This is a genomic window from Rhizobium sp. P1_B8 (genome assembly GCF_056406515.1).
Genome location: NZ_JBFTZZ010000012.1, coordinates 95407 through 113563, shown reverse-complemented (window position 1 = coordinate 113563; position 18157 = coordinate 95407). Strand labels below are relative to the sequence as shown.

Sequence of the window (18157 nt, the reverse complement as noted above, 5' to 3'; positions counted from 1 at the left end):
GGGCCTTGCGCTTTCGTCGGATATGACCGAAGCGCGATCAGGCGGGAATACAGGACGTGCAGGATCCGGACAACCCAGAAAACGGGCCAGAAAACAGGCCCGGAAAAGCGGCGAACGAGGCGGCGGACAAGCGGCCGAGGAAGAGCCGTCACATTCTGCTGCGCATCGATTCCTGGATCGATTCGACCGTCTGGAACGCCGGCTTCCGCGCCGCCGAAATCTGGGAAGACATTACCATCTTCTTCCGCCGCTTCCGCGTGCGCGGCTGGAAGCGCATGGTCTTCGAACTTGCCGGCGAAGGGCTGACGCTCGGGGCGGCCGGCTCGGTGCTGATGCTGCTGCTGGCCCAGCCGGCCTTCGAGGCGACCAAGGAGGACTGGCGCAACCGCGGCGATTTCGCCGTCACCTTCACCGACCGCTATGGCAACGTCATCGGCCATCGCGGCGTCATCCACCAGAATTCGGTGCCGATCGACGAGCTGCCGGATTCGCTGATCAAATCGGTGATCGCCACCGAGGACCGGCGCTTCTTCGACCATTTCGGCATCGATTTCATCGGCCTCTTCCGCGCCATGAGCGAGAATGCACGCGCCGGCGAAGTCGTCCAGGGCGGTTCGACGCTGACCCAGCAGCTCGCCAAGAATCTGTTCCTGTCCAACGAACGCTCGATCGACCGCAAGGTCACCGAGGCGTTCCTGGCACTGTGGCTCGAGGCGAACCTTTCCAAGAAGGAAATCCTCTCCACCTATCTCGACCGCGCCTATATGGGCGGCGGCACATTTGGCGCAGCGGCGGCGGCACAGTTTTATTTCGGCAAGAACATCACCGATGTGAACCTTGCCGAATCCGCCATGCTTGCCGGCCTGTTCAAGGCGCCGGCGAAATATGCGCCGCATGTCAACCTGCCGGCGGCGCGTGCCCGCGCCAACGAAGTGCTGACCAATCTCGTGCAGAGCGGGCTGATGACCGAGGGCCAGGTGATCGCCGCCAGGCGCAATCCAGCCACCGTCGTCGACCGCAACGAGGTGGAATCGCCCGATTTCTTCCTCGACTGGGCCTTCGACGAGGTGCAGCGGCTTTCACCGCGTTTCCACCAGCATTCGCTGATCGTGCGCACGACGATCGACATGGGCATCCAGCAGGCAGCCGAGGATTCGGTCGAAACATCGCTGCGCGAATATGGCGAGGCCTATCACGCCAAGCAGGGCGCGATGGTGATGATCGAGAACGGTGGTGCGGTGCGCGCCATGGTCGGCGGCCGGGATTACGGCGAGAGCCAGTTCAACCGCGCCACCAGGGCGCTGCGCCAGCCAGGTTCCTCCTTCAAGGTCTACACCTATTCGGTGGCGATGGAGAGCGGGATGACGCCGCAGACGACGATCGTCGACGCACCGATCTCCTGGGGCAACTGGAGCCCGCATAATTATGCCAATCGCTATGCCGGCCGCATCACGCTCGAGACCGCCATCGCCCAGTCGATCAACACCGTGCCGGTGCGGCTCGCCAAGGAAAAGCTCGGTATTCAGCCGATCCGGGCAATGGCGAAGAACCTCGGCGTCGAAACGCCGATCCGCGACGACGTTACCATCCCGATCGGCACCTCCGAGGTGACGGTGCTCGACCAGGCGACGGCCTACGCCACCTTCCCAGCTGGCGGCTACCAGTCGCGCCGCCATGGCATCACCCAGATCCTCGATTACGACGGCGACGTGCTCTACGATTTCGACCGCGACGAGCCGGCGCCGAAACGCGTGCTCTCCGAAAAGGCCGATGCCTATATGAACCAGATGCTGTCGCGCGTTCCCTATTTCGGCACGGCGCGCAAGGCAGCCCTCGACAACGGTATCGTGACAGCCGGCAAGACCGGTACGACCCAGGCCTATCGCGACGCCTGGTTCGTCGGCTTCACCGGCAATTACACCTGCGCCGTCTGGTTCGGCAATGACGACTATACCTCGACCAACGAGATGACCGGCGGCTCGCTGCCGGCGATGACCTTCAAGCGCGCCATGGACTACGCCCATCAAGGTGTGACGCTGCGGGCCATCCCAGGCATCGAAAACCCCCTACCCTCGGACAAGGATCTCGCCAAGACTGCCGCCGCCAAGCCGCAGGACGGATTGCCGCAGCTTATCCGGCCGCGCATGCTTTCGGTTCAATCGACGGACATCCTCAAGAAGCTCGGCGAGAAGCTGAAGGATGCCGCCCCGCTCGCGCCGGCGAAGGTGGCGAGCGCGGAGTAGCCGGCCACGCCTGACGTCCTGATCTCCCATCAGCGTCCGCCTGCATCGATGCATCGGCGTGGATTGCCGTCGCAGCTTGCGGCATGACGGCTTTGCCGCACACTCGGCATGACCGTGGATCAATCGACCTCTATGTCGTGGCGTGGCATTCCACCCTGCCAGAATCAGTGGTAACCCTTTCATCCGATATGGTTTCCAAGGTCTTGACGTGTTTCGATTCCCCCTCTTTATCGCGATCACGCTGATCGTCGCCTTTGGCGGCGGGATCATGATTTCGCTTTATGCGCTGGATGCGACGCAGGGTTTCGGGGCGATCAAGCTCGGCGCCTGGGAGGCCTTTCCGGCGTTGCAGACGGTCGAGGCCGATCCTTATGCCAAATCGCACCGGGCGCGCGCCGGCAAGCTGCTCTATGGCAGCGCCGAGGGCCTGACCTTCACGGCGAGCGTCGACGACGACGGCGCGCGGCTGAATGCCGGCTGCCGCTATCGCATCAGCGGGCAAACACCGCCTGCCCGGCTCTGGACCCTGTTTACCGCCGACAATGGCGGCAATCCGGCGGCGGTGACGACCGGGCATCCCTCAGCGCTCAATTCCTGGACGGTGCTGCGCCAGCAAGACAGCAGTTTCTCGATCGAGATATCCGCCGTGGCGCAGCCGGGCAACTGGCTGGCCTTGCCACAGGCCGGCACTTTCCGGCTGGTGCTGACACTGTTCGACACACCGACCGCCGGTAGTTCCGGCGTGATCGACCTCGCCATGCCGAAACTCACCAAGACCGGATGTGGCAATGCTTAGGATATTCTTCGCCGTCCTGACTGGTCTTTTCGGCGCAGCCCTGCTGCATCTCGTCATCATCCTGTCGCTGCCGCATTTCACCGGCAAGGATGCGGCAACCCGCGTGGAGGCAGAGGGCGACCTCAACAATTTCTACCTGCTCGGCAACCAGTATGACGAAGCCGGCCTTGCCAATGGCGACCCCTTCGTGCGCACCGCCGTCTGCTCCTTCGATGTCGAGGATGCGCCGGTGCATTTCACCGCCAAGGGCAATGTGCCCTTCTGGTCGATCGCGATTTACGACAGCGCCTCCAACGAGGTCTTCAGCATGAACGACAGGACGTCGGTCGGTGGTGCGCTCGATGTGGTGGCCGGCAGTCCGATCCAGCTGACCGACCTGCGCAAAAACCTGCCGCAGGAGCTGCAGCAGGCGATCCTGGTGGAAATGGCACGGCCGGACGGTTATGCCGTGCTGCGGACGCTGGCGCCGCAGGCGAGCTTCGATGAGGCCGCGCGCAACTTCCTGACGGAAGCCGGCTGCGAGCAATTCGCCGCTCGCTGAGGTTGAAGAGCGGTTACTTCTTGTTGACGCGCGGCGCGGGCGCCGGACGATGTTTCGGGCTCTCGGCCAACCGCTCGTAGCGGACGCCGGTGAACCAAAGGATCTTGGCTTCGCGGGGCTCTTTGTCCGGGCGACGCGGCGCCCGCGGCCGCCGATCCGCCAATGCGACTACTATTGCCATTCTCGTCTCCATGCACTGCCCGAGACGGATGAACTTGCGATGGATTTCACCCTGCTCGCCAATGTGCGAGCCGGCGCGTCCTGCAGTGCCGGGATGACCGGACCGAGGGCATTCGCGCCTTTCCCACGGCACTTGATTGAAATACCGTGATGCGGAGTTTCAACGATCCAACTACTCAAATCGCGTCGTTCCTATCCGAATTGAGCCACATGACAGTTAACAGTTTACTAATATTCGGCGGATGCCAAACACAGCTCACCTGACTTCTCCTTTAACGCCCGAAGACTTGATTTGGTTTCACCGCGCCCACGCAAAGGCCCGGCTTGGCATCGGCGCATAAAATTAGAGATAATTCATATAGTTGGCATTGGCTCGGCAGTCTCCCCGGCGGGAAAGGGGCGGTGTTGCAAAAATGCGTCATGAAAATATTTAATTGCGAGGCGCTCAGATGGGCGTATGTTCGCGCATGTCGATCACATGTTTCCGGGCACCGATCGGTCGGAGATGTTCCCCGCTCTTGCCGGAATGCGGAGGGTAAGCGGTGTCTTTGCTGGTGAATTCATCCTTCTCGCCTGACGATCTCGACGTGCTGCGCAGTGCGCTCGATGCCTGGTGCTCGGAACAACGCATCGACATCAAAAGCGTCGAGGCGCAGTTCGCGGCATCCGCAGCCCTCGACCTTTATCAGGCCGGTTACGACAGCCGCGAAAAGCTGCTGCACGCGCTGCGAGATTATAGGATCGCCTGAGCTTTTCCACCAACACAGCGGCGATGAGCATCGCGCAACGGCGCTTCCAAACCGATCATTTTTATAGTGCCGGCTAGCCATGCCGCCACCCGCTTTGCGTGTATCTTTCTGTTGCTTTTTAATAAAATCTTCAGCATGCATTAACCGTACCGGTGTAGGATTTGTTCATAACCGTATGGCCTGACATGCGTTCCGCCAGCGCATATCGGCCCTTGGTCCCCTTGTTCTGCGTTTTCGGGGTGTTTTTGTGCGTGACCGGTTTCGAGACCTAGAAGGCCCCTTGGCCGTCAGGAAAAAGGACGTGGTGTTAATGGCGACTGTCAGCAGTTTCGAGAACCTGTCTCATCCGACACGCTCCGAACTGCGCCAATTTGCCGAACTTTTCATGCCGCTGTTCCAGGCCTCCTCCGACGAGGCCAAGCGCCAGGCGGTCGCGGCGCTGTCCCAATGCGAGAACATGCCGGCAGCCGTGGCGCTGTTCATCGGCAACCAGCCGATCGAGATCGCGGCGCCTTTTCTTGCCGCCTCAAAGGCCGTCGCCGACGATACGCTGATCACCATCGCGCGCATGCAGGGTGCAGCGCATGTCAAGGCGATCGTCAGCCGCGATTCACTCTCGCCGAAGGTCATCGATGCTTTGGTGGCGCTGCGCCAGAGCCAGCCGCGGTCCGCGGGCGCATCGGCGCCGATCATGGAATCGCCGGCGGTCCCGCTTTCACCAGCGCCTGCCGAGACCAACGAGGCAGATGCGCTGGAGGAACAGCGGGTTGCCAATGAAGAGGCATTGCGCGAGCGCATCCTCGGGCTTGCCAGTCATCTCGGCCGTGCCGACGAGGACAGGCTCGGTCTGCGCACGCTCACGGACATTCAGGAGGCGCTGCTGGTGCGCTTCGCCCGCTCGCGCGAGGCGACGCATTTCGCAACCGCACTTGCCGACGCGCTTTCCGCCAGCCGCTGGCTTGCCGAGCGCATCATGCTCGATCTTTCCGGCCAGCAGCTCGCCACGACGCTGACCAGCCTCGGCATGAGCTTTCTCGACGCCGTCTTCGTGCTCGAAAGGCTCTATCCGCACCTTGCCGACCAGCAGCACAACGTCACGCGCGGCTGGATGGTGCTCGATGCGCTCGACCCGGAAGAATGCCACGAACGCGTCGAAGCCTGGCGGCGTGCGGATCGCTACACCTATAGGCCGGAAGCGCCTGATACGCCGGCGCCGGCAGCACCCGACCATCGTTTCATCCGCCAGGCGGCGCCGCAGCGCGACATGCGCGTCATGGGGCGGCGGTATCGCTGAGCTGGAATGACTAACCTCAACGCATGGTGAGCTATTCGAAATGGCGAGGAGCTGACGCGCCTGGCCGTCAGCCGCCCTTGGCAAGCGGGATCATGTCCCCCAATTCCTCCGCCTCCAACTCGACGATCCAGAGATCGGGGTCGAATTTGCGTTCGCGCTCCAGCATCGCACGCACCGCTTCCGGTTCGCTGCGCGACAGGCGGATCTCGAACAGGCGGTCACCGGCCTGACCTTCGTCGAAGGCGGTCTGCGGCGCCGGCGCATAGAGCGTTTCCAGGCCGCTGCGGAAATGCTGGCGGATAAAGATCGCACCCGCCTCCTCCGCGCCCTTCTTCTCGACGGCGGCGAAATCGCCGCTGGCAAAGAAGCGGCGCAGGAGGGCTGAAACGAAGATGTCGGCGCGTAGTCTCATTGGTGCGGTATAGACCGGCCTGTGGGCGGCGGCAATGCGGGATCAGAGTTTGATCCCGGGGTCAGACCTTGATTGCCAGCCGCAATCCGCCCCAGTGCCGTCCGCGCACGGTGATCGGAGCGGAGATATCCTTCATCATCACGAAATTGCCACCGCCCATGTCGCGCCTGTAGGTCTGGACGAGGAAAGGCGCGGTGCTGCGGCCTGCGGCAAGACCGACGCGATCGGCGAAGATGCGGCGATTGCGGCAATTGGCGGTGTTCCAGACGGTGTCGCCGGGCCGCTGGGCTTGCGAGAATTTTCGGTTGTGAGTCGGCAGATAGCCGTTCTCGTCGATCGCCGCGCAAAAGGCGATGCGCTCGTCCAAGGCTGTGACGGGATCCTGGATCGGCGGCAGCAGGCGGTCGGTGAGCTCGGTAAAGGCTGCCATCACCTGTGCCGGATCGGAGCCGGCTATCGGCCGATAGCGTCGATCGAAGAGAGCATCGAGCCCGATCTGGCCTTCAGCGACGGCGCGTTCGAAGGCGCCGGAAATCTGTCTTGCCACCGATTGCGCTTCCTCGATCCAACGGCTGTCGGCGGTCTTGACGCCGGCGCTCGCCGTCAGCTGGATCAGGGTTTCCGACAGGCCGACGACGCTGTCGACGCGTTTCGCCGCCTGCTGCAGCCTGACATTCGAGCCAGCGACTTCGGCTGACATCTCGCCGAGTTTCTCGACGAAGCCGGCGCATTGCTGGTCGACCGCCTCGGTGGTGTTGGCCATGACAGTCGAACTGTCGAGGATGCGGGTGATGACATGTTCCATGCTTTCGAAGGCACCGCGCATCGCCTCCGACTTGTCACGCACGCCGGCCGCACTGTCGCGCGCATCGCTGCCGACGGCCGACAGCCGGTCGATTTCACGCGCAGTTCGTCCAGCGTCTGTTGGATGGAGCCGGTCGCCTTCGAGGTCTGCAGCGAAAGCGCGCGGACCTCGGCGGCGACGACCGCAAAACCCTTGCCCGCATCGCCGGCGCGCGCCGCCTCGATCGCGGCATTCAGCGCCAGCAGGTTGGTCTGGCGGGCAATGGTGCTGATCTCCTCGGCGATATTGTCGACATCGGCAAGCGACTTGGAGAAGCCGGCGATCTCAGTGCCGATCTCGTTGGAGGACTGGACCATGTGGCCGATCTCGGCGACGGAGCCGGTCAGGCGGTCGGCCGATTCTTTCAGCATGTGGCGGGCCTCGGCCGCCGTGCGGTCGGTCTCGCGCAGCGACACGGCGACCGAGCGGTTGGTCTCGGCAATCGACAGCGCTGTGCGGGTGACATGATCGAAGGCGGAGGCATGCCGGGCCGACATTCCCGCCATATCCTGGATAGCGCCGGCGATATCGACGAGATCAATGCCAAGGGTGGAGGCTTCTTCGGCAAGGCGCAGCAGGATGTGGCGCAGCGCCTCGGGGTCTGGCCCCCCCGCTTCGACCGCCGGTTCTCCGGCCAGATCGTCTATCGCCTTCAGCGCATGCATGACCGACGCTCCCCCGCCCCAATCAGAAAAGCTTCAGGCAACATGGTTAACAAGTTGCAAACAGCGGCGACACCTTAGACTTAGGTTGTAGAGAAATCAGACTCCGTGACTGTGGGTGGCCGTGTGGCGCCATCAGCTGGCGATGAAGCCCGTCAGCCGCTCGCTCAGCTGCCAAAGGCGTTCGGCAAATTCCGGATCGGTTGCCCAAGGGCGGACACCGAGCATCTCGGTCGAATCGCCGGGGACGGCGGTGGCGATATCGCAGTTCTCGCAATAGACGCCGCCGAGACCCTCGAGCTTCTCGCTGACGGCGCACCAGACGGTGGTCGACGCCCCCTGCTCAATCGTCTTCTTGTTGTTTTCCGGATCGATGACCGGCTTGCCATCCTCATCGACATAGCCGCTCGCCCTGAGGAAGTCGCTCGACTGGTGGCGGACCAGATTGGTGGTGACGATACCGCCGGGATGCAGCGAGAAGGCTCTGACACCGTGCTTCGCACCCAAAGCGTCCAGTGAGACCGCAAAGAGAGCATTTGCCGTCTTCGACTGGCCATAGGCGAGATAGGGCGCGTATTCGCGGTTCTCGAAATTCGGATCGTCGAAATCGACGCCGGAGAAGACGTGACCGCGCGAGGAGACGGCGACGACGCGCGCACCCTCGGCCTTCACCAGCGCCGGCCAGAGGCGGGCAGTGAGCTGAAAATGGCCGAGATGATTGGTGGAGAACTGCGATTCGTAACCACGGGCGTCACGCGTCAGCGGGTTCGCCATGACGGCAGCATTGTTGATGAGCAGATGCAGGGGCTCGCCGCTTTCGAGGAAGCGGTCGGCGAAGTCGTCGATCGACCCGGGGTCCATCAGGTCGAGCTTTTCCACCGCAAGGCCGGGAATGCTTTCCACGGCCGCCTTGGCCTTTCCGAGATTGCGGGCGGGAACGACAACCCTGGCGCCGGCTTCGGCGAGCACGCGCGCTGTCTCGAGGCCAAGACCGGAGTAACCGCCGGTGACGATCGCGACCTTGCCCGAAAGATCGTGCCCGGCAATGACGTCGGCGGCGGTTGAGGCCGCACCGAAGCCGGAACCGATGGGAGCTTGTGGGGTGGACATGGCATGCCCTCCGTTGTTGCATGATGGCCTTATGTACGCCCGGGAAACGGGATTCTGAATTCTTGCAAATCCCGATTTCCTGCTTCATCGTTCAAAAATGATCAGTGACCCGCTCTCCGAAATGCTCAATCTGCTCGATGCGCGCTGCCTTGTGTCGGGCGGGCTGATCGCCGGCGGCGCCTGGGCGCTGCGCTTCCCCCGGCCGAACCGGATCAAGATCAGCGCGGTCGCCAAAGGGCGCTGCTGGCTTTGCCTCGACAATGGCAGTGAACCCATTCTGCTCGAGGCGGGCGACGTTGCGCTTCTGAACGGCCGGCACTCCTTCATCCTGGCGAGCGACCTTGCCGTTGCGCCCGCCGACGCGGTCGGCGCCTTCAAGGAGAAGGTCGACGGCATGGCACGCCACGGCGTTGGCGAGGATTTCCATTATCTCGGCGGCCACATCGCGCTCGGGCCGCAGGGCATGGAGCTGCTGTCCGACGTGCTGCCGCCGATCATTCATGTGCGCGCCGCCCTTGCCGAAGCCGGCGTGCTGCGCTGGCTGCTCGACCAGCTGGTGCGGGAGATGGCGGCAAAGCGGCCAGGCGCCCTGCTCGCCTCGACCCAGCTTGCACAATTGATGTTCGTGCAGGTGCTGAGGGCGCACATCATGAGCTCGGCGCCATTGACGGTCGGGTGGCTCCGCGCCTTCGGCGACGATCGGATTGCGCCGGCGCTGCGGCTGATGCACGGCGATCCCGGCCGGTCCTGGCAGCTTGGCGAACTGGCGAAGGCGGCCGGCATGTCGCGCACGAGCTTTGCGCTGCGGTTCAAGACCGTGGCGGGGGTTGCGCCGCTTACCTATCTGATCGGCTGGCGCATGCGCCTTGCCGAACGCGAGCTGCGGGAGGGCAGCATGCCGGTTTCGGCGCTGGCGCTTTCGCTCGGCTACACATCCGAAAGCGCCTTCAGCAACGCCTTCAAGCGGATGACGGGTATGGCGCCCAGGCGCTATCGCGTGGCGATGGCCCGCGAGGCCGGGCCGATCGAAGAGGTGGTGGATGTCGAGGGCCAGGCGATGACGACGCATTACCGGCTGTTGAAGGCGGCATCATAGCGGCTAGATCGCGCCGATTTCCTTGAGTTTCTTCAGCACCGCCTGGTTCGGCTCACCGTCTTCGGGCAGGTTGTAGTGCTTCTGAAAATGGCGGATGGCCGCGCGGGTCTGCTCGCCGGCGACGCCGTCGACACCGACATTGGCATAGGCCATGTTGGAAAGACCCTTCTGGATCTTCAGCACCAGATCGACATTGGTGATTTCGCTTGATGGAACCTGCTTTGCCGCTGATGGGGCCGTTTTGACCGTCTTTTCAGCGCTACGGATCGCCGCCGCCACCGGGTCTTCAGCCGCTGCCTTCGAGCTTACATCTTCGGGCGGCTTTTCGGCGGGCACGGTCGAGGGACCGGCGGCATCGGTCTTCAGCGCCGCCAGTACCTCCGGCGTCGGATCGCCGGTCTGGGTCATGCCGACGGTCTCCTCGAAGAAGAGAATGGCCGCACTGGTGCGCGGACCGATGATGCCGTCGGGTATGCCGTTATAGAGGCCGCGGCGCACCAGCTGCTGCTGGATGTCCATGACGAGCTGGCTCGGTTGCTGGCCGGGTGCGGCCGGCGCCGGTGTCGCGTTGGTGGTGGCGGTATCCTGCGGCCGCTCAATCCGGAAGGTGGTGACGTCGCCCTGCTGCTCCTCGGCTAGGCGACGGGCGCCGAGCACGGTCGGAGACTGCGGATCGCGGGTGCGGAAGATCGGATGCGGATGCAGGCCCGGCTGATACCAGAGCGCATTGGCGGCGACGAAGGAGAAAATGACGGCGAAGGTGATCGTGCCGCCGGCGACCGACGGATTGCGGCCGATGACGCCGCCGAGCACGGAGGCGCCCTGCAGACTGAGCCCGCCCAGCACGGAGGCGCCCTGCAGGCCGAGTCCGCCGAGGGCGGCAGCGCCTGACATCAGAAGGCCCGGCTGCTGCCGTCCCCTTTTTCCCTTAGGCGATTTTCGCTTGCGCGCGGCCATCGAAACGCCCCTCTTCCAATTCTGCGCCTGTGTTGACCGCGCCCTTCAGCCGCGGCGGAAACTCGATGGTCGCGCCATGACCGGCGTCTTCGGCGTGCTGAGCACCCGAGCCGTCCATCGCGATCTCGATGGTGATGATCGTGCCTTCGCCCGGCTGGCTGGCGATGGCGAAATACCCGCCATGCAGCGCCACCAGCCCCTTGACCAGGGAGAGACCGAGGCCGGAGCCTTCGAACTGGCGGGTATAATCATTCTGGATCTGGACGAAGGGCTGGCCAAGCAATGCCAGCTTGTCGGCCGGGATGCCGATGCCGGTATCGCTGACCGTCAGCTTGAGGATGCCGTCGCGCGCTGCCGCATCGACCGAGACGACGCCGCCAGCCTCGGTGAACTTTATGGCATTGCCGACGAGGTTGATGAGGATCTGCTGGATGGCGCGCTGATCGGCAACAACCTCGCCGAGGCCGCGCTGGATACGGCTCGTCAGGGTGAGGCCCTTGGTCTTGGCCTGCAAGGCCAGCATCGATTCGCAGGATTTGACGGAGCTTGATATATCGAAGGCTTCGAGGATCAGCTCGTAGCGACCGGCTTCGATCTTGCTCATATCGAGCATGGTGTTGACGACGGACAGCAGATGCGCGCCGGATTCGCGGACCAGGCCGACATATTCGCGCTGGCGGTCGTTTTCAAACTTGCCGAAATATTCGCCGATCAGGATATCGGAAAAACCGAGAATGGCGTTCAGCGGCGTGCGCAGCTCATGGCTGACGGCGGCGAGGAAGCGTGACTTGGCGTCGTTTGCCGATTCGGCATCCGCCGCGCGGTTCTGGGCTTCGTCACGCAGCTGCTGCTCGACGGAGACGTCGCGCAGCTGCGCAATGATGGCGGCAAGTTCGCCATCGGCATCGCGCCGGGCCGTCATGTCCATTCTGAGATAGGCGAACTGGCGTTGATCGCGCGAGACCGAGGGCCGGTCGATGCGCAGATCGACGCTCTGAGCGTCCTCGCCTCGGCGCAGGTCATCAAGCGCCTGCAGGAAAAGGATGCGGTCGGAGACATGCACCTGCTCGAGGAAGCCCCTGCCCTTGGGATCGCGCATCCAGGCGAGGAAATCGCGGCGGTCGCGACCGCCGACCGTCGCCACACTGCCGTGCGGGTCGAGGAAGAAGACGAGGCCCGGGGTGGCGGCAAGGAAGAAATCCTCAGCCGACTGTGTGGCGATACCGGCCGACGAACCCTGACGGGCGAGCGCGATGCTGCCAACGGCGGAAAAGAGAAAGGCGGCGCAGACCATGGCGACACCCGCCGGCAAGGCGACGGCAGGACTGGTGACCGCCGAAAGGCCGATGGGCGCGGCAACGAGAGCGGCCGACGAGAACAGTACGAGGCGGCGCAGGATCGCGAGCTCGCGTTGGCGCACGGCTTCACCGCCGCCCGTCCGGGAGAGCCAGCTTGTCGCTGCCCGGTCTACGAGGGCCGTCATCCAGCCGCCAATGTTACTCAATACACGCACGCAATACCCGCCCGAAAGGCTGTCGATCGATCCGGACAATAGGCCTTGGCGACTTAAAGAAAGGATAAGGCAAAAGCGCTGTTCACAGCCTGAAACGGCTGAAATTCCCGTTTTGAAGCATCTGGAAGGCTCTTTGCCTTTTGTGGTTAATAGGGGGTAAGCGACGGATTTTCCTCATATTTCAGCATTGCGTTAACTCCTGTGGCAAGGCGAGCCGGCAAAAGTCCTGCAATTGCAAGCAGGTGCTGCCCTGATGCTTAACGGCGACCGCTCGCATTCGACTAAAATGTCCCTCAAATACCGTTCGCTAAAATTTGAACTAAATTTGCCGCAAATGCGCGTGAGTTTCGAAAAGCGGCATTCGCAACTTGGCGGTAGGGTGAAAACACACCGGACAACCGGCCTGATTCGGCGAAAAGAACCGGACGGGGAAACAGGATGGGCGACGACAATGTGGTTTCTGATCAAAGGATCCTTCTGGTTTGGCCTCGTGCTCGTGCTTCTTTCCGTCTTCAGCACGGAGAGTTCCGACAAGCTCGCCAACGGCCCGCAATTGCAGCTTTCCGACGCGTTCACGGCGGCAAGCGGCGCTTATGACTATTTGACCGGCATGTGCTCGGAGAAGCCCGAAGTCTGCGCCAAGGGCAGCGAGACCCTCACCGCGCTCGGCTACCGGGCCCGTGAAGGTGCCCGTGTTGCTTACGAACTTCTCGACAGCCAGTTCAAGGACGAGGCGCCGGCGACCGCAAGGCTTGCCGAACCGCAGATGCCGGTGGCGCTCAACATGCCTTCCCTCACCCCGCCTGCCATCCAGGAAAAGGTGCGCGAGGCAAAGGCTGCGCTCAACCAGCCGATGCCTTACCGCCCGCCGGTCGAAGATGATGCCGCAGCCGAAACGGTGGTAACAGGCGCAATTCCGCTGCCGACGCCAAAGCCGGCGATCTGACGAAATTTTTCGCGGGCATTCGTCCGCAATACCTTTCGGTTTTATAGCTTGCATCGGTGGTCCGCATGACGCGGAGAACCCCATGCCTGACGTGCCTGCCCTGTTTAATTCAGCATGTTGCTGCGCCGTGAGGATGCCCATCCCTCACGGCGTTTTTCTATCTTGGTTTACACAATTCCCGGCAAAACCGCTTCGCGCTTTGCCCGGGAAAATCGCTTCACACTTTTCCTGGAATTGCTTTAGCGGTTCAAATCCGCCGGTCTTTCACCTATATGCACTTGTAGAGCATTTCCTGACGCATTCCGGACGCAAAACCGCTGCGCACTTTTGCTGGAACTGCTTTAACAGTGAAAGGCTTCTCCATGGCATCCCTCGACCAGATCATCGACGACTTCGCTTTCCTGGACGATTGGGAAGACCGTTACCGCTATGTCATCGAACTCGGCAAGGCATTGCCCGACTTGGCCGAGGAGAAGCGCACCTCCGAGAACAAGGTGATGGGCTGTGCCAGCCAGGTCTGGCTGGTGACGCATACCACAGGCGATCCCGACGACCCGGTCATGAGCTTCGAAGGTGATTCCGACGCCCATATCGTGCGCGGCCTCGTCGCCATCGTGCTTGCCACCTATTCCGGCAAGATGGCATCCGAGATCGCCGGGCTCGATGCCTTCGAGATATTCTCGAAAATCGGCCTGGTGGAGAACCTCTCGTCGCAGCGCTCGAACGGACTGCGCTCGATGGTGAACAGGATCCGCGAAGAGGCAAGAGTTCGCGCCGCGGCTTGACGGTGATGATGGCTGATCGGCTTTCAGAGCCACAGCCGATCGATTCCGGCAGCGCCTGCCTTGGCACATCGAATACATTAACACTTGCTGATAGTATAGGAATACATTCTAAGCCTGTCGGCAAAGCATAAGACAGGGTCGCTCACACTATCTTGGCGCCCGCCCGAATCATCTGCGAAGGCCTGAATACCAACGCCGCTCAGCTTTTGATTGAACAACAGGATCGCTTCAACCTTTAGCTTTAGCCGATTCCCGGCAAAACCGCTTCGCGCTTTGCCTGGGAAAACCGTTTCGCACGTTCCTGACTGGCTCCATCGAGATTATTTTCCTCGCCTTGAAAAGGCGCACAAAAAAGCCGGGCACAAGACCCGGCTTTTTGTCGTCGATGCTTTCGAAAAAGCTCAGCCGCGGCCGCGCTTGCGGCGCTGCCCGAGGCCCATCTCCTTTGCCAGGCGCGAACGCGCTTCGGCATAAGCGGGCGCTACCATCGGGTAATCGGTCGGCAGGTCCCACTTCTCGCGGTATTCTTCCGGCGAGAGGCTGTGATGCGTCATCAAGTGACGCTTGAGGGACTTGAAGTTGCCGCCGCATTCCAAACATGTGATCTGCTCGTCCTGTACGGACTTGCGGACAGAAACTGCAGGCTTCTGCTTTTCGACGATCGCCGCAGCAGGCTGCGGTACGGACGTGTTGCTCAGTGCCGAATGCACGTCGGAAATCAGATTGGCCAGGTCGCTGACCGGTACAACGTGGTTGCTGACATAGGCCGCGACAATGTCGGCTGTCAGTTCCACAAGCAGCTCCGGCGCATTGCCGGTCGCTATATCCGTCATATTTTTTCTCCTGTTAGCATGCTCAAACGGCCTTTGACTGACACGCCAAAGACCCGCCTCGTAGAAGCGAACAGCAAAAGCGCAGGAATCGACCTTCTGTTTCGAAAAACGCGAAATCCACCCCTAGATTCCGAAGAGCGTAACCTGTTCTTATACTGCCTGACCGGAAACCACTACGTCATGCTCCAGGCGATGGCCTCAGTTTAGACATTAAAAATCAAAACTGAGGGACTTGGAAGCAGTACGATTGTAATTCACAATCAGAACTCTACTTGCATTTTCAAATACCATCGTTTGGTCGAAACGCCAATTATTATTTGTCGTTTTTCTTGAGAAAAAATGACAGATGAAGAATTGAGGGGCTCTCCAGCAAGCTTTACTCACAGCTTCCTGTGCATAAGTTTTGCATAAATCTGGTAAAGTTGCCGAACAGCATAGGCTCAACGATCCCTGATATCGTCACGAACCGAGAGCCCATCGAGATCATATCCCGAGCGATGGGCAGCTTTGGCAAGCAGATGGGCAGACACCGGCGCCGTCAGCAGGAAAAAGATAAAGCCGGCGACGGCACGGGCGAGAATCGCCGGATCTTGCGAATAGAGGCCGGCGGCGAGAAGCAACAGGCCGGAGCCGACAGTCCCCGCCTTCGAGGCCGAGTGCATGCGGGTGTAGAGATCGGGCAGCCTGACCAGGCCGATCGCCGCCGCAAGCGCAAAGAGCGCGCCGACGAGGAGCAGCAAGGCGGTGATGGAAGCCACGATATAGTCGATCATCGCTTCTTGCCCCCTGCCCGCTTTTGCGTGTTGCCGTTTGCCGCAGTTGCGGACGGCTTCGATGTGATGTTGCCGCGCGACAGCACGAATCGGGCGAAGGCGACAGTCGCCAGGAAACCGACGAGGCCGAGCGAGATGGCGATATCGATATAGAGCGAAAAGCCGGTCTTGACCGCGATAACGGCGATGAAACCGATGGCGATGCCGGTCAGCATGTCGAGGGCGAGGATTCGGTCCGGCAATGTCGGGCCGGCAACGACGCGCCAGACGGCGAGGATCAGCGCCAGGCCGAGGATGACGAGTGCGGCCGAGGATGCGACCGCGACGATGGCGGCAGGTGTGATCACCGGAAGGCCTCCATGATCTTGCGTTCGAAACCGTTGGCGATATCGCGCTTGGTCGCCTCGGGATCGGAACAATCGAGCGCGTGGACATAGAGCGTGCGGCGATCTGAGGAGACGTCGACCGAAAGCGTGCCGGGTGTCAGCGTGATGAGGTTTGCCAGCAAAGTGATCTCGAAATCGCTCGTCACCGTCAAAGGGAAGGCGAAGATGCCGGGTTTCAGCTTCATATCGGGCGAGAGGACGGTGACCGTGACCTTCCAGGCCGACAGCGACAATTCCTTCAAGAACAGCGCGGCGAGCGAGAGCACCGGGCGGACGCGAGGGATATGATACCCCTTGCCGCGGAAGGATTCGCGGATGATGACCAGCGCCAAGGCCCCGAGCAGGACGCCGAGGACGAGATTGTGCAGCGAGGCGCTGCCGGTAACAGTGAGCCAGGCAATGGCAAGCAGCAGGTTGAAGAGGAAGAAGATCACGGCGCGCCTCCTCCCGGGAAGACCGAATGAAGATAGGCCTCTGGATCGGCAAGGCCGGCGGCGGCCGATTGCGACAGCGCCAGCAGCTGTTCCGGCAATATCCCGAAGCCGACGACCAGCGCTGTCAACGCGGCGAGCGGCAGGCCCGTGCGCCACCTGGCCCCAGACGACACCAGGACTATCGGCGTCAGGCCTATCGGTGCCGGGCGCCAATAGGCGAGCAGGAAGAGACGGCCGAAGGCGATCGTCGTCAGAAAACCGCCGACGAGGATCGAGGCCGCCAGCCACCAAGCGCCGAGATCGAGCGAGGCCTTGACGAGAATGACTTTCGGCCAGAAGCCGGAAAAGGGCGGCAGACCACAGGCGGCAAGGAAGAGCACGAGAGAGAGAGCGGTGAAGCCGCCGCTTTGCCGATAGAGCCCGCCGAGGGCCGACAGCGAAAAGCCGCCGCCGCGCCGGGCGATCTCGCCGGCGGCAAGATAAAGCGCCGTCATCAGCACCATGGAATGGAGCGCATAGAAGACCGCACCGCTGATGCCGCCGAGCCCGCCGAGGGCGACGCCGGCAAGCATGTTGCCGATGCCGGATATGACGATATAGCCGAACAGCCTGCGAATATCGTTTTCGGCAAGCGCGCCGAGAGCGCCGACGAGAATGGTCGCGGCGGCGGCGAGCGCGATCACCGGGCTCAACTCCTGGCGTTCCGCCGGCAGCAGCATGACCATCACCCGGATCAGCGCGTAGATTCCGACCTTGGTGAGCAGGCCGGCAAACAGAGCGGAGACGGTGATGCGCGGCGTATGGTAGGCGGCGGGCAGCCAGAAATTGACCGGGAAGGCTGCCGCCTTCATGCCGAAAGCGAGCAGGAAGAGGCTTGCCAGCGTCATCAGCGGCGCCGTGCCGCGCAATTCCCTCGCCCGGGCCGCGATATCGGCCATGTTGAGCGTGCCGAAGGCGGCATAGAGGATGCCGACGCCGACCAGGAACAGGGTCGTGGCGATGAGATTGAGCACGGCATATTTCAGCGCGCCGTCGATCTGCTCACGTTCGGAACCAAGGATGATCAACCCGAAGGAGGAGATCAGCAGCACCTCGAACCAGACATAGAGATTGAAGATATCGCCGGTGAGAAAGGCGCCGGTGACGCCGGCCATCAGCAGCACGAGCAGCGGGAAGAAGCCGTATCGCCGGCCGCTTTCGCCAATATCGGCCAGCGCATAGATGCTGGCGGCGAGCGCGGCAAGGGCTGCGGTGAAGGCCATCAGCGCACCGAAGAGATCGACGGTGAAGGCGATGCCGAAGGGCGGAAGCCAGCGGCCCATGACCATGGTCAGCGGCCCCTCAGCCGCGACCTTGGCGAGCAGGGCCGCATCGATCAGCGCCAGCGCCGCAAGGCCGGGGATGGCAAGCCAGGCCTGCAGGCGGGGATAGCCGCGCAGCATCAGCAGGACGGCACCGAGCGTGATGCAATGGGCGACCGGCAGGATGGCGAGCCAATGACCGATGGGCACCGGGGCGGTGATCAGGGCGGCGGAGAGATCGACGTTAGAGGTGGGGGCGGCCATCAGATGGCGCCTCCGCTATCGCGAGAGAGGGCTTGCCA

18 protein-coding genes and 1 pseudogene are annotated in these 18157 nt (G+C 62.3%); 8 read left to right on the top strand and 11 right to left on the bottom strand.

All coding sequences use genetic code 11. From position 1 onward, the window contains the following. Nucleotides 1–56 precede the first annotated feature (56 nt). From AC1D2N_RS15910 to AC1D2N_RS15900, 3 genes are all read left to right on the top strand, one after another. Nucleotides 57–2243 carry a transglycosylase domain-containing protein gene (locus AC1D2N_RS15910; RefSeq protein ID WP_130716037.1) on the top strand — a complete coding sequence of 729 codons (2187 nt, stop codon included), beginning with the start codon at nucleotides 57–59 and terminating at the stop codon, nucleotides 2241–2243. A 208-nt stretch (nucleotides 2244–2451) separates the two neighbouring features. Further along, nucleotides 2452–3039, top strand: coding sequence for a DUF1214 domain-containing protein (locus AC1D2N_RS15905; RefSeq protein ID WP_018241271.1), 588 nt, complete (start codon nucleotides 2452–2454; stop codon nucleotides 3037–3039). After that, nucleotides 3032–3580: a DUF1254 domain-containing protein gene (locus AC1D2N_RS15900; protein ID WP_018241270.1), complete on the top strand. Its 549-nt coding sequence runs from the start codon at nucleotides 3032–3034 to the stop codon at nucleotides 3578–3580. Before AC1D2N_RS15905 ends, AC1D2N_RS15900 begins: the two co-directional genes overlap by 8 nt. Nucleotides 3581–3593: 13 nt before the next feature. Here AC1D2N_RS15900 and AC1D2N_RS15895 read toward each other — a convergent pair whose 3' ends face one another. Continuing rightward, the gene (locus tag AC1D2N_RS15895; protein ID WP_003546657.1) at nucleotides 3594–3761 is read right to left on the bottom strand and encodes a hypothetical protein; all 168 of its coding nucleotides are present in this window, start codon (nucleotides 3759–3761) and stop codon (nucleotides 3594–3596) included. Nucleotides 3762–4302: 541 nt separating this feature from the next. Between AC1D2N_RS15895 and AC1D2N_RS15890 the strand changes: the two genes are divergently transcribed. Beyond that, nucleotides 4303–4509 carry a hypothetical protein gene (locus tag AC1D2N_RS15890; RefSeq protein ID WP_130652064.1) on the top strand — a complete coding sequence of 69 codons (207 nt, stop codon included), beginning with the start codon at nucleotides 4303–4305 and terminating at the stop codon, nucleotides 4507–4509. A gap of 247 nt (nucleotides 4510–4756) precedes the next feature. Further along, nucleotides 4757–5803 carry a DUF2336 domain-containing protein gene (locus tag AC1D2N_RS15885; RefSeq protein ID WP_130652063.1) on the top strand — a complete coding sequence of 349 codons (1047 nt, stop codon included), beginning with the start codon at nucleotides 4757–4759 and terminating at the stop codon, nucleotides 5801–5803. A 67-nt stretch (nucleotides 5804–5870) separates the two neighbouring features. On the opposite strand, the gene AC1D2N_RS15880 is transcribed toward AC1D2N_RS15885, so the two are convergent. From AC1D2N_RS15880 to AC1D2N_RS15870, 3 genes and pseudogenes are all read right to left on the bottom strand, one after another. Beyond that, on the bottom strand, nucleotides 5871–6215 hold the full coding sequence (locus AC1D2N_RS15880) for a DUF1491 family protein (protein WP_477981561.1): 345 nt from the start codon (nucleotides 6213–6215) through the stop codon (nucleotides 5871–5873). 61 nt (nucleotides 6216–6276) lie between these two features. Next, a pseudogene (locus AC1D2N_RS15875) lies at nucleotides 6277–7724 on the bottom strand (methyl-accepting chemotaxis protein). Between the two features lie 132 nt (nucleotides 7725–7856). After that, complete coding sequence (locus AC1D2N_RS15870) at nucleotides 7857–8831, bottom strand: oxidoreductase (protein WP_028733874.1); 975 nt, start codon at nucleotides 8829–8831, stop codon at nucleotides 7857–7859. A 58-nt stretch (nucleotides 8832–8889) separates the two neighbouring features. Between AC1D2N_RS15870 and AC1D2N_RS15865 the strand changes: the two genes are divergently transcribed. Beyond that, a complete protein-coding gene (locus tag AC1D2N_RS15865) occupies nucleotides 8890–9927 on the top strand; it encodes an AraC family transcriptional regulator (protein ID WP_018241265.1) in 1038 nt (345 codons plus the stop codon). 3 nt (nucleotides 9928–9930) lie between these two features. On the opposite strand, the gene AC1D2N_RS15860 is transcribed toward AC1D2N_RS15865, so the two are convergent. Together AC1D2N_RS15860 and AC1D2N_RS15855 are read right to left on the bottom strand one after the other, a co-directional pair. Continuing rightward, nucleotides 9931–10884, bottom strand: coding sequence for a peptidoglycan-binding domain-containing protein (locus tag AC1D2N_RS15860; protein WP_028733873.1), 954 nt, complete (start codon nucleotides 10882–10884; stop codon nucleotides 9931–9933). Further along, nucleotides 10856–12436 (bottom strand): sensor histidine kinase, encoded by a 1581-nt coding sequence (locus AC1D2N_RS15855; protein WP_205936571.1) that lies wholly within the window; start codon nucleotides 12434–12436, stop codon nucleotides 10856–10858. The genes AC1D2N_RS15860 and AC1D2N_RS15855 overlap by 29 nt, the downstream gene beginning before the upstream one ends. A gap of 412 nt (nucleotides 12437–12848) precedes the next feature. Here AC1D2N_RS15855 and AC1D2N_RS15850 point away from each other — a divergent pair, with 412 nt between their 5' ends. Both AC1D2N_RS15850 and AC1D2N_RS15845 read left to right on the top strand, forming a co-directional pair. After that, nucleotides 12849–13343 carry a DUF5330 domain-containing protein gene (locus tag AC1D2N_RS15850; RefSeq protein WP_028733871.1) on the top strand — a complete coding sequence of 165 codons (495 nt, stop codon included), beginning with the start codon at nucleotides 12849–12851 and terminating at the stop codon, nucleotides 13341–13343. A gap of 362 nt (nucleotides 13344–13705) precedes the next feature. Next, on the top strand, nucleotides 13706–14128 hold the full coding sequence (locus AC1D2N_RS15845) for a SufE family protein (protein WP_018446245.1): 423 nt from the start codon (nucleotides 13706–13708) through the stop codon (nucleotides 14126–14128). A 401-nt stretch (nucleotides 14129–14529) separates the two neighbouring features. Here AC1D2N_RS15845 and AC1D2N_RS15840 read toward each other — a convergent pair whose 3' ends face one another. From AC1D2N_RS15840 to AC1D2N_RS15820, 5 genes are all read right to left on the bottom strand, one after another. Then, a complete protein-coding gene (locus AC1D2N_RS15840; RefSeq protein ID WP_003557810.1) occupies nucleotides 14530–14961 on the bottom strand; it encodes a Ros/MucR family transcriptional regulator in 432 nt (143 codons plus the stop codon). A 440-nt stretch (nucleotides 14962–15401) separates the two neighbouring features. Then, nucleotides 15402–15734, bottom strand: a complete 333-nt coding sequence (gene mnhG, locus AC1D2N_RS15835) for a monovalent cation/H(+) antiporter subunit G (protein ID WP_130652062.1) — start codon at nucleotides 15732–15734, stop codon at nucleotides 15402–15404. Further along, nucleotides 15731–16081, bottom strand: coding sequence for a cation:proton antiporter (locus tag AC1D2N_RS15830; RefSeq protein WP_028733869.1), 351 nt, complete (start codon nucleotides 16079–16081; stop codon nucleotides 15731–15733). Before AC1D2N_RS15830 ends, mnhG begins: the two co-directional genes overlap by 4 nt. Further along, complete coding sequence (locus tag AC1D2N_RS15825; protein ID WP_113543383.1) at nucleotides 16078–16554, bottom strand: Na+/H+ antiporter subunit E; 477 nt, start codon at nucleotides 16552–16554, stop codon at nucleotides 16078–16080. Before AC1D2N_RS15825 ends, AC1D2N_RS15830 begins: the two co-directional genes overlap by 4 nt. After that, nucleotides 16551–18119, bottom strand: coding sequence for a Na+/H+ antiporter subunit D (locus tag AC1D2N_RS15820; protein WP_130652060.1), 1569 nt, complete (start codon nucleotides 18117–18119; stop codon nucleotides 16551–16553). Before AC1D2N_RS15820 ends, AC1D2N_RS15825 begins: the two co-directional genes overlap by 4 nt. Nucleotides 18120–18157: the final 38 nt, after the last annotated feature.

Coding starts and splice junctions, on each gene's coding strand:
- AC1D2N_RS15900 (WP_018241270.1), top strand. CDS start 3,032: ATGCTTAGGATATTCTTCGCCGTCCTGACTGGTCTTTTCGGCGCAGCC.
- AC1D2N_RS15895 (WP_003546657.1), bottom strand. CDS start 3,761: ATGGCAATAGTAGTCGCATTGGCGGATCGGCGGCCGCGGGCGCCGCGT.
- AC1D2N_RS15880 (WP_477981561.1), bottom strand. CDS start 6,215: ATGAGACTACGCGCCGACATCTTCGTTTCAGCCCTCCTGCGCCGCTTC.
- AC1D2N_RS15870 (WP_028733874.1), bottom strand. CDS start 8,831: ATGTCCACCCCACAAGCTCCCATCGGTTCCGGCTTCGGTGCGGCCTCA.
- AC1D2N_RS15860 (WP_028733873.1), bottom strand. CDS start 10,884: ATGGCCGCGCGCAAGCGAAAATCGCCTAAGGGAAAAAGGGGACGGCAG.
- AC1D2N_RS15850 (WP_028733871.1), top strand. CDS start 12,849: ATGTGGTTTCTGATCAAAGGATCCTTCTGGTTTGGCCTCGTGCTCGTG.
- AC1D2N_RS15845 (WP_018446245.1), top strand. CDS start 13,706: ATGGCATCCCTCGACCAGATCATCGACGACTTCGCTTTCCTGGACGAT.
- AC1D2N_RS15840 (WP_003557810.1), bottom strand. CDS start 14,961: ATGACGGATATAGCGACCGGCAATGCGCCGGAGCTGCTTGTGGAACTG.
- mnhG (WP_130652062.1), bottom strand. CDS start 15,734: ATGATCGACTATATCGTGGCTTCCATCACCGCCTTGCTGCTCCTCGTC.
- AC1D2N_RS15820 (WP_130652060.1), bottom strand. CDS start 18,119: ATGGCCGCCCCCACCTCTAACGTCGATCTCTCCGCCGCCCTGATCACC.